Genomic DNA, 10,344 nt, shown 5'->3' with positions numbered 1-10,344 from the left:
AGCCCGGGATGCCGCGCCGTACGACGTCCGGGAAGAGTGGGCAAGTGCGATCTCTTGCTCCGGTGCCATGAGGGCGTAAAATAACCTCCATGACGCGTTCCGTGAGACTCACTCTCCCACTGGTCGCCACGCTTGCCGTGACGACGCTCTTCCTCCAAGGTTGCTGGAATCCCCTCTCCCGGCAACCGGCCGAACCGCCCGCTCCCATCCAACCAAAGGTGACGGGCCTCCCCGCCGAAGTCCCGGACTACGTGCTCAATTCCGACGCCAGCGTCGTGAACCGCACGGAAGACGATAGGATGCTGCGCGTGGAGATGACGACCATCAACGGCATCACCAGCCCCATCGCCTACTACCGCAAGACGCTCGTGGAAAAGGGCTGGCGCCTGGAGGGAGACAATGCCGGTGACCGCGGCGGCACCATAACGGCCGTCAAGGACGGCAAGGAGATGCGCGTCGCGTTCTCCATCGATGACGGGCAGACGAAGATCGTCATCACCCTCCAAAAGTAAGGTTTTAACGCACCGCCCCGCGCCGGAAGAAGTTGACCACGGCCAGGAGGACGACTGCCCCCAGCAGGGAAACGATGAGGCCGGGGATGCTGAAGTTGTTCTGGTTGATGGTATCCACGCCCACGAGCGGCGTGATGAGCCAGCCTGCCAGGAACGCGCCCACGATCCCCACCACGATGTTCAGGAGGGGGCCCTGCTGCGCATCCGTGCGCATGATCATGCTTGCCAGCCAGCCGATGATGCCGCCGAGGATGATCCAGACGATGAGGTTGACCATATGTCTTTATGTCGTTCGGGAAATCCGGATCTTACGAATTTTGTCGGTGTTCCGTTCGTATTGCCGGATGGCAGAACGACGGGGTCACGAACCCAGCACTTCGGATCCCAAGGGGCACCAGTAGCATTTCTGAGGGGGGTGTCTTTTACTAGGGTGAAGCAAGCGGGTCAGTCATCAAATGAGACAAATGAGACAGTACAACAGGGGTGTGTCTCATCCTGGACAAAACTTTCATTTTGGCTTGAACAAGCCATTATAACAAACGTATTAGGCAGTCTCACGTAAGTGGGCTCTGCGACAGATCCGGATGGATTTCCCCCCGCACCAATGCCGATAGCCGCTGGCCGAATCGCACCGCTGGAGAAGTGAGGGGGCTGGGAAACATCGGACATGGTCCGGCCAGAGAGAGGAACATCGCGCGTGAGATCATCGCGAGCTGGGGGTAGCGGAGGAGGCAGGCGCGTTGCTCCTTGTGATCGAAGCAAACAACAGCGTCCCCGGCGATGACGTACTCGAACGGGATGGTGAGTTTCTCCTCGAATACGAGGGCGGTGTTGCGGTACTCGAACGGGTCTCGTGACTTGTAGCGCCTCCCAAGCGCCGAATCGTTTGCGATGACCCGAAGGAAGATGCCCCTCCTCCTCCGTTCCCGCGCGAAGTGCTTCTGAAATTCCCGCAGAGGATGATCTTCCTCCTGATACTGCATAGGAAGAAAACAGAGCAGTTCGTTGACACCCAATGCGAGCAACTTCATATACGCTGAGCAGATCCCTTCTTGCTCGTCGAAGTGCAGGAGGTCAGGGCGATCCTGATTACGCGTAAGAGTGGAGAAGAAATCCATGAAGTTCCGATGGCGACGGAGGAGCGTATTCTCCTTCTGTCGCGTGTCCTGCTGCAGCCAGTTTGAGACATGTTCAAGCGTCTGCAGGAGATAACAGGGGGATTCATTGAGAATCTGGCGGGAGACAATTTCCTTCCGCATCAGCTTCTTCATCGCCTGGCTCAAGACCCCGGTGCTTTTCCCGGTCTTCATGGCCAGCTGCCGCAATGAGAGCGCGTCTCCTCCGATGAGATGGCACAGGATGAGGATTTCCGTGGAGGAGAGTCCCGAATCCAACAGGCTCTGTTCGATGGCGGCAGGAAATGTGAGCATAAGTGACGGTTCTCGCGAAGAAATGTGATTTCGGAGGGGGTTACATACCTTTATCCTTTGAAGCTTCGGAAACAATGCATATTACGAAAGAATATCTCTGTGTCTTTGAACTTTGGCTTATCGAAGACATAATTTCGATACGAATTGGATTTGTAAACACTATTGATTATCACTATAATCCCCCGCAATGAGCAATTTCCTCCCCCTCGGCGTTCGCAGCGTCTTGAGCAAAACAGGCTGGACGGAGAACGAAGTCGCGATCTACTCAACTCTGCTCTCCAAGGGCGCGATGGACTTGAGCACGCTCTCGCACGAGACCAGTATTGGAGTCTCTACCATTCAATACAGCCTGAAGCAGTTGATCGTGAAAAAGATGGTGCAAAAGACCCTTCTCAATAACAAACCTCTTTACGCTATTTCTGATATCGAAAGCCTTCGGAAATGGCTCAAGGGATATCTCAAGCAGTTCACCGTCTATGAGGAGACGATCCAGAAGTTCGTTGACCAGTACGATTTCAACCCGAAGATATTCCTCTCCAAGGCGCGCTTCTTTGAAGGCTATCGCGGCGTCAAACAGTCTTACCGCACAATGTTGAAGGAATGCAGGGGAGATGAGATTATGGGATTCTTCTCCGTGATCGAGGATGTGGGGAAGGAGCTGCAGGATTTCTTCGTCCAGGAGTACGTCCCCGACCGCGTGCAGAAAGGGATCTTCATCAAGAACATCGCTCTTGAGAGCCCCAAGGCAATTGCTTACCAGCGAAACGACAATGAGGAATTGCGCCAGACCAAGCTCATCTCGAAGGAGTTCTTTCCGATGATTAATACAGAAATCAACCTCTACGATGATTGCTTGCACTGCATGAGCTTCAACTCCAAAACGGCGTTCGCCCTCATCATCCAGGACGAAGCAATCGTTTCCATCCTCCGGGCGATCTTCAAGCTCCTCTGGATGCACCGGGACGCCCTGTACATGACGGACTATCCCGAAGTGCTTGAAGAAACCATGCAGTCGCGACGGGAGCTCTACATCCCCGACTTCCGGCGTAAATTCATCGCCGCGGAACCTACAATCGAGAAAACCAAGGAGGGTGAGACGGTTATGCGGGTCCTTGGCCATGAGGTGATGTCCACCTATCAAGTTCCCTACATGCAAACGCTCGCCGAAATTGTAACCCGTAATGGAGGGGATATTCTGAATGTCGGATATGGTCTTGGCCTCCTTGATGAAGAGATCGAGAAGTACCGGAATACGCGAAAGTTGGGTACGCATACCGTTGTGGAGATCAACTCGCATATCGCAGCTGAGGCCAGGAAGAAGAAAGGGCTTATTGTGATCGAGCGCGATTGGCACGATGCACTGAATGATTTCCGGGGCGTCCAGTTCGACGGGATCGCTTATGATGGTTACCCGCTCAGTCTAGAGGAAGTGCATCGGGATGGTGTCATGTTCATCGAGCGCATCGTCGAAAGAAACCTCCTTAAACCGGATGGCATCCTCACATTCTTTGTGGATGCCGCTGACCACCTTGGAAACAGATTCCTCGGCTTACTGCGAAAACTCGGTTTCCACCGCATCGAAGTGAAGAAAATCCCCATCGATGTTCCGGACAGAGAAAGGCAGATATGGAGGCATGACCACTTCCTTGCTCCCGTGGTGCAGTATGGGAAGCCAGGAACCGCAAACAACTGAGGTTGCGGGCAGAGGAGGGATAAATAGGGGGGTTCTACGGGGTCACGGAACCTATTTTATCCCTTTGTGAAAAGGAAAACTCGGTACAGGCATTTTTATTTGTATTATGTCGTATTTTCTATTTGTGAAACATACATAACATGATGGGTGGACGCCAACGCGCTTCACATCTACGTGTCGATACCACCCTCTTCATGAAATTCGAGGCCACATACGCACCGGCTGCCACCGAATTCCAAGACGGAATTTCATTCCTCCGTTCTGATGGAATGCTCACGCTCACTACGGATCTGAGAAATAGGTATATCGGCATGTGCAACGGCGGAGAACAGACGCCATCGTCCTTTCTTGCAAAGAATCTGATTCCGCATACCGGCTGTGAACCCACTGCAGCATACGGAGCGGTCGTCGAGACCAAGGATGGACCCATCCTCGACATGGCGTCGCAAACGGTGAACACGGTACTGGGACAGAATGACATTTGGGTTCTTGCAAACATCAACGCTTTCAACCTGAGCGGATATCCTTCCTTCCTCAGTTCAAGGTTCACGAATGCCTACGCGAAATTGCTCGCGGAAAAGATTTCCTCGATTGGAGGCATTGCCGACGCCCGCGTAAACCATCGTCTGTGCTCCGGTGCGGCAGCAATCGAATCACTTCTCACGAACGCATGGAATTACTGTTGCACGAAATACGGGGACGATGCTTCCAGAAAGATGGTGGGTTCTTTCAAGGGCGGTTTCCACGGACAAACAGGGAACGCCGGTAAGATTTCATGGATACAGAAAGGACTGAAACTTCCTTTTCAAACTGCCGGGTCGGACCAGGGAAAGGTGATGTTCTTCGAAACGCCGACAACGGCTAGCTTCGACCATCATGAGGTTCTGTCGGACGGTGAAGTGGAAATCATGGAGCAGATCAGGCAGCACAGGGAAGAACTTTTTCTTGTCATCATCGAGCCTCTCCTCATGAATTACGGAGTAGTCACTCCCTCTCCTCCCTTCTTTCAGTCGTTACGAGAGACATGCGCAGAATGCGATATTCCTTTGGCCTTTGACGAAGTGCAAACCGCTTTCGGCTGGCTTGGAACGATGTCGGCGGCGGAGAAACTGGGCGTGGCCCCCGATATGCTCGCCGTTTCCAAAGGGCTGACGGGGGGATACGGCCCTCTCGCTGCTTCTATCTGCAGCACAAAGTTCTCCCAGGAGAGCGGTACAGGGGAGAGCACGAACGGAAGCGATCTCCGTGCGATGGTCGCCGCAAAGGCCGTGCTCGAAAGGCTCACGGGCATACAATGGAAGGACATCCCCGCTTGCCTTCCAGTTTCTCTCGCGGAAGAACTGCATGATGGTCTGTTGCGCCGGGTGCCGGAAAAAGCGAAAGGTTTGCGCACGCGGCTCCGCGAGCTTACTGAAAAATATGAGAATATCGCAGGTGCGCTCAGAGGTGACGGCCTCATTTGCGGACTGCCGCTGCTAGATAAATCAGGACAGCCTTCACCGGCGCTTGCGGCGGCCGTGTACCGCGATCTGATCTCGAGAGGCGTTTTTGCGAGGGCATCGCACGATGCCCTCATCATCAAACCACCCCTCGTCATTACGGAATCAGAAATCGACTTTGCAATAGAGCAACTGGAAAACAGCCTGAAGAAATTCTCCGCCCATCCTCTCTGCTGATATGTCCACCCGTCTAACCCCCTGCAAAGAATCGCTGAGCGTGGAAGAACTGGAAGAGCTGTTCCAAATGCCCGTGGCCGCTTCCGACAAACAAGTACCGCAAGGGAACTTGAACAGTAACGTCCTCTTCCATACGGCAGATGGGAGACCGTATCTTCTTCGTGTGGAGAATCAGGAGGGGAGGGCACGGGAGCTACCCGCGATCATCAACGAATACCGGGGAGTGGGATTCCTCGACGTACCGGGAAACGGCTTCTTCCTGCGCACGGCTGGAGAACAGCATGCGTTCGCCGACGCTCTCCTGCAAATGAATGTCCCCGTCATCTCGCCGATCTGCTCCCACAGGAAAATGCAGATCATCGCGTATTGTCAAGGCGCACGCACACTCGCCGATTTATGGAAGATGGGAGATAAAGATGCGACAGCCGCATCCGAAAATGCGTTTGCGACACTGATGCAGTGCCACGGATCAGGAGTGGCAATCGGGGACAGGTGGGGGCCGAACGAACTCGTCCTGCCCGACAGTAGTCTTCGTTTTATTGATTTCGATGTGGGCATCAAGGGGCCCGAGGCGCGAGAATTCGAACTTGTGGCATTCATGTATTTTCTCGCGTATTTCGCACAGCAATCCCCCGCTCAAGACGTTTCGGCTTTCCGGGAGCTGTGCGCGGCTGTTCTGAATAACGCTCGAGAACCCGTGTATTCCCAGAATGCGGTAAAAAAGTATCTTTCCTCATATCCGAAATATTTCTCCGGGGAGGTTCCTTACTCCTGGAACGATACCCGAGCATGCGAAACATTCTTTACCGAATTGCACTCCCATGTCTGACATCTTCGAACAGCGGCAACAATACAGCCGGGAAACCCTAGAACGTTTCCGGGAAAAAGCGGCAAAAAGCCTGATTGATTTCGGGCAAGAGTTCGCTCTAGCCGTGACAGGAAGCATCGCCAAGGACAAGCTGACGACAGATTCGGATTTGGACGTCCTCATGATGACCTGCAACATCGGCGAACAAACGAAAGAGCAAATTCGCCAGTGCATTTGCGAGGATGTGCCTCTGGTGGGACATCCTCTGGAACTGTATGCCATCGCGCCAGAGGAAGAATGGAAATGGCTCATATGCCATTCGGAATTGATAGCATCGGATGTCCACTTCTCCAAATTTGTTGCAGGGAATCGCGCACTCTACGACAGGATTCTAACCTTTGCCCTGCAGCCGGAGAATGATCAGGAGAACCAGCGGAGCTATTTCACTTACAACTGGCTCTATCGCACCAGGCAGTTGCGAAAGGAGGAAATACACGATTCGCTGAAATATCGTCCAGGCGGCTTGAGAGACGTCCAGACGCTGGACTGGGTATCACGTCGGCTGCTTCGATCATCCGAAACGCATCCTGGAAACCAATTGAATGAAATGTGCTCGCAAGGTCTCATTCCAGCGAAGGACACAGAAGTGCTGGCTCGTCAGTACGGGGATCTCCTCGCGAGCAAGATGGATTCCCGTTGTTACGTCGATCATGAAACATCGATGAATGCATGGGTCATTATCGAGCAATTGCGGGAAAGAATCCTGCGTGTGATCGGGGAAACGGTCGGAAAAGGATGGGAAGAGGAAATTCTGGAAACAGTGCGGGGAGATCACCGTAACACATGGAATGTCCGTAACGCTTTTGATGATACATCACATTTACTTTGCGAAATCTGGGACTCCGCATCCATATCCCAGCTCCACAACGCCTACCGGACTTCCTATGAAGAATGGTCAGTACGTGCCGCTCTCGCGCTCAATCCACATACGCCGCAGAATCTCCGATCCTCGCTCGCGCGATTGTCCTTCGCTGATATGGCAGACATCCACAAATTCTTGCGAGCAAATCATGTTTCTTAACCATTTCTACCCTCTATGGAAACCATTCACCGGAACTATCGTGGCAAAGAGTACGATTACCAAACCGACCAAGGAGTCATTGGCAGAGATTACTATAAAGACCATCTGGTCTCCCAGTTGCACGACTATGTACTCCCCCTCGTCGATGACTCGGGAAACGGTATCGCCGTCCTAGATATGGCCACCGGCCACGGCTATTCCGCAGTCATCATGGCGGATTACTATCGAGACCGTGTCGCCAAAGTCGTCGCCTATGACATCAATCCGTGCGCAGTAGAGATGGCACATAGGAACGCGTCGCGGCATGCCTGCGAGCGTATTATCGACTTCCGCGTCGGTACGCTGTACGAGCCTCTCCATGCTGGCGAGCGATTCGATCTGGTCCTCTCAGCCCTTCCGCCCATTCCCGTCACCACCGAGCAATTGTCGCAAATGCCGAAGGATGTGCAATCGCACCACTGGGTGGCGAGCACCGCCGGCTCCACTGGTCGTGATCTCCTCGATGCCATGATCAAGGGGGCACCGCCCTATCTGCGCGGGAATGGAATCATCGCGACGGCAACTGCGGATTTCCAGAACGCGATACGCCACACCTGCGCCGTCATGGAAGAGAATGGTTTCCAGCCGTGGCGTGCCGGAGAGCCGAAGGAGCAGGAAATCCGGAACACGAAACTGACTGCCCTGGCGAAAGAGAACATCCTGAAGCTGGGATATACGTTCTCCAAAAACCGCAACGGAGAGGAGATCTTTTTCATCGAGACGTATGTTGGCAAGAAAATGCCCGTTGACATTCACTGAACGAATCGTGATTCTCGATCCTGCCTTTTCCTATGTCACCTCTCTTCATCTTCGATTACGACGGGCTCTTGGTGAATACCGAACAGTTGGCGTTCCAGGCGGAAGCGGAACTGCTCCGTTCTGTTGGCATCCAACTCACTCAAACAACATTTGATGAATGCCTCGGCATGCCCGTCCGCACCGTCATGGAAACTTACAGACGGCAGTATCACCTGAAGAAAAGCGCGGAAGAGCTTATGTGCTCGAGGAACCAGGCAATGGAGCGCCTGATGGCTGATAGGCTGGAGCTAATGCCGGGAGCGCGAGAGCTTATCGAGTTTCTGAGGAATCTGGGATGGGAACTTGCCATCGCTTCTTCGGGAACGAAGGATTACATCATGCGGGGTATTACAAAAATGGGAATCCGGGACAGCTTTGATGTCCTCGTATCCGTGGACGAGGTGCAGAAGGGAAAACCATCCCCGGATCTCGTTTTGGAAGCATTGAAAAGAGCCGGAAACAAACCTGAGACCGCTGTGATGGCGGATGATGCCCCCAAGGGGATCGCGGCAGCCAACGCGGCTGGTGTGTATTCCATCGCGATACCGGCACGCGGTCATGCATGGACCGATTTTCAGAACGCGTCCGCCATCTTCCAAGACCTGAACGCGCTACTCGCCTTCTTGCAAGTCGCACATGGCTCCGGACTCCCCCCTGTTCCATGAACTTCGTCGCAGGCATCTGTGTTCCTGGCGGCGGCAATAGTTTCTATGCACAGAGGCTGTTAGAATGGAATCATGAATGATGTAGGAGCCAGAGAGGAATCCCATCGGCACATCCTCCTTCTCGCCGATACTGATTCCTCCCAGTCGGAACTCCTCCGGCAGTTCGTGAACAAACGTGCTGACATAGATATCCGCCTTGCTCATGGAACGCAGCAGGTGAAAGAGATGGTCGATAGGGAACCGCCGGTTTTGCTGCTCCTCGCCGTCGACTGGTCGAAAACGGAAGGACCTGATGCCCTCCAGTATGTCCGCAGTAAAGGCCATACGTTCCCTGTCATCACACTTTCCTACGCACTCTCCGACCAGGAACAGCGCCATTGCCATGAGCTTGGGGCGACAGCCTGCCTGGACAAGAACAAGCTGAATCTTGAAACGTTGTGGGGGGAGATGAAGAAGTACATCCCTTCGGAGGACTTGCACGGGTGAAAGCCGGATCAGCGTATGTGCCTTGATCTCGCCGCCAAAGCTACCATGGCTAAGATCTTCGGACCGTAATCCTGTGCTCGTTCATAGCTCAGCTCTTCACCGATTTCATCTTTCCAAAAAACCTGAAAAGCGTGGAAGACATCGGAATCCTTCGTGAAGGGCAGAGTTTCGATGGATACGTTTTGCATTGGCGGAGTGTAAAGGAGAATGTACTGGAAGCAACCTTTTGTAAGTTATCGCTTCATTATTCGCTTGTGCAAGCGGTAAATCCATCTATGCCACCACGAGTTCCCTCTCTACTTCCTCGGCTACCTGCATGGGGGACATGTGCATCTTGTCGAAGGTCTCTCTCGCTCCGAGTTCCCGCGCGCGTCGGCACTGTTCTTCGTCGAGTGACGTGAGTACGAATGTCGGGGTATTGGCATTCAATGTTTTGTCCTTCTCCTGCAACACATCAAAACCGTCTTTGATCGGCATCTTCAAATCAAGGAGAATACAAGCAAAGAGATCTTTGCCCATGCGATTGATCGCCTGTTCTCCGTCGAAAACACCTTCCGCATTAAACCCCAATTTCTGGAATTTTCGCTGCAAGGAGCCGTTAAGAGTCTGATCATCATCCACCACAAGGACTTTTCTTGCTTGAGTGACGGCAGGCATACGAAAGAAGGGGAAGTACCCCGATCATACCAAACAACCAAGTGTGCCTACAGGCCATTCACAGTCCCATATCCTTTTTCACCTCCTCGATAACCTGCGCGGCGGTCATTTGGGACTTGATGAACGTCATCTTTGCGCCCAATTCTCGGGCAAGTTCGCACTTTTCCTCCCCCAGAGTCGTCAATACGTAGACAGGCGTCGTGGGGTTCTTAGTGGTGCTTTTCTTCGCCAATACGGCGAAACCGTCTTTGATCGGCATCATGAGATCCATCATGATTCCATCGTAGGTCTTTTCGCCCATCTTGATCAGCGCCTGCTCCCCGTCGAAACACCCCTCGGTCTCACAGCCGAGACCCTGAAACTTCCGCTGGAGGGAGTCATTCATGTTCTTATCGTCTTCGACGACAAGGATCTGCTTCTTGGTATTGGTGTCGGGAGCCATGGGGAACAGGGGAGGAAAGCTGAATCTACGTGAATATTGTAGCAGAAAACGCGATTG

13 protein-coding genes are annotated in these 10,344 nt (G+C 53.3%); 8 read left to right on the top strand and 5 right to left on the bottom strand.

The window, feature by feature from the left end; genetic code table 11:
* Nucleotides 1–101 precede the first annotated feature (101 nt).
* Entirely contained in the window at nucleotides 102–512 is a 411-nt protein-coding gene (locus tag WC698_00445) for a hypothetical protein (protein MFA6038723.1), read from the top strand.
* Nucleotides 513–516: 4 nt separating this feature from the next.
* Here the strand turns inward: WC698_00445 and WC698_00440 are convergent, their stop codons facing one another.
* Nucleotides 517–789 carry a GlsB/YeaQ/YmgE family stress response membrane protein gene (locus tag WC698_00440; GenBank protein MFA6038722.1) on the bottom strand — a complete coding sequence of 91 codons (273 nt, stop codon included), beginning with the start codon at nucleotides 787–789 and terminating at the stop codon, nucleotides 517–519.
* Nucleotides 790–1,066: 277 nt separating this feature from the next.
* On the bottom strand, nucleotides 1,067–1,942 hold the full coding sequence (locus WC698_00435) for a helix-turn-helix domain-containing protein (protein ID MFA6038721.1): 876 nt from the start codon (nucleotides 1,940–1,942) through the stop codon (nucleotides 1,067–1,069).
* A gap of 187 nt (nucleotides 1,943–2,129) precedes the next feature.
* Between WC698_00435 and WC698_00430 the strand changes: the two genes are divergently transcribed.
* From WC698_00430 to WC698_00400, 7 genes are all read left to right on the top strand, one after another.
* Nucleotides 2,130–3,635: a helix-turn-helix domain-containing protein gene (locus tag WC698_00430; protein ID MFA6038720.1), complete on the top strand. Its 1,506-nt coding sequence runs from the start codon at nucleotides 2,130–2,132 to the stop codon at nucleotides 3,633–3,635.
* Nucleotides 3,636–3,829: 194 nt separating this feature from the next.
* Nucleotides 3,830–5,311: an aminotransferase class III-fold pyridoxal phosphate-dependent enzyme gene (locus WC698_00425; GenBank protein MFA6038719.1), complete on the top strand. Its 1,482-nt coding sequence runs from the start codon at nucleotides 3,830–3,832 to the stop codon at nucleotides 5,309–5,311.
* A 1-nt stretch (nucleotide 5,312) separates the two neighbouring features.
* On the top strand, nucleotides 5,313–6,140 hold the full coding sequence (locus WC698_00420) for a hypothetical protein (protein MFA6038718.1): 828 nt from the start codon (nucleotides 5,313–5,315) through the stop codon (nucleotides 6,138–6,140).
* The gene (locus WC698_00415; protein MFA6038717.1) at nucleotides 6,133–7,200 is read left to right on the top strand and encodes a hypothetical protein; all 1,068 of its coding nucleotides are present in this window, start codon (nucleotides 6,133–6,135) and stop codon (nucleotides 7,198–7,200) included. The genes WC698_00420 and WC698_00415 overlap by 8 nt, the downstream gene beginning before the upstream one ends.
* Nucleotides 7,201–7,215: 15 nt before the next feature.
* Nucleotides 7,216–7,998, top strand: coding sequence for a class I SAM-dependent methyltransferase (locus tag WC698_00410; protein ID MFA6038716.1), 783 nt, complete (start codon nucleotides 7,216–7,218; stop codon nucleotides 7,996–7,998).
* Between the two features lie 32 nt (nucleotides 7,999–8,030).
* Nucleotides 8,031–8,702, top strand: coding sequence for an HAD family phosphatase (locus WC698_00405; GenBank protein ID MFA6038715.1), 672 nt, complete (start codon nucleotides 8,031–8,033; stop codon nucleotides 8,700–8,702).
* 72 nt (nucleotides 8,703–8,774) lie between these two features.
* On the top strand, nucleotides 8,775–9,188 hold the full coding sequence (locus tag WC698_00400) for a response regulator (GenBank protein MFA6038714.1): 414 nt from the start codon (nucleotides 8,775–8,777) through the stop codon (nucleotides 9,186–9,188).
* Nucleotides 9,189–9,196: 8 nt separating this feature from the next.
* Here WC698_00400 and WC698_00395 read toward each other — a convergent pair whose 3' ends face one another.
* The 3 genes from WC698_00395 to WC698_00385 all read right to left on the bottom strand — a co-directional run bounded on the left by WC698_00395 (nucleotide 9,197) and on the right by WC698_00385 (nucleotide 10,287).
* Nucleotides 9,197–9,376: a hypothetical protein gene (locus WC698_00395; protein MFA6038713.1), complete on the bottom strand. Its 180-nt coding sequence runs from the start codon at nucleotides 9,374–9,376 to the stop codon at nucleotides 9,197–9,199.
* An 85-nt stretch (nucleotides 9,377–9,461) separates the two neighbouring features.
* Nucleotides 9,462–9,845, bottom strand: coding sequence for a response regulator (locus WC698_00390; protein ID MFA6038712.1), 384 nt, complete (start codon nucleotides 9,843–9,845; stop codon nucleotides 9,462–9,464).
* 58 nt (nucleotides 9,846–9,903) lie between these two features.
* A complete protein-coding gene (locus WC698_00385; protein MFA6038711.1) occupies nucleotides 9,904–10,287 on the bottom strand; it encodes a response regulator in 384 nt (127 codons plus the stop codon).
* Between the last annotated feature and the right edge of the window lie 57 nt (nucleotides 10,288–10,344).

The organism is Candidatus Peribacteraceae bacterium, assembly GCA_041661065.1.
Classification (GTDB): Bacteria; Patescibacteriota; Gracilibacteria; order Peribacterales; family Peribacteraceae; genus CAIKAD01.
Note: the sequence above shows the minus strand (reverse complement) of the source record. Positions and strands in the feature narration are given on the sequence as shown.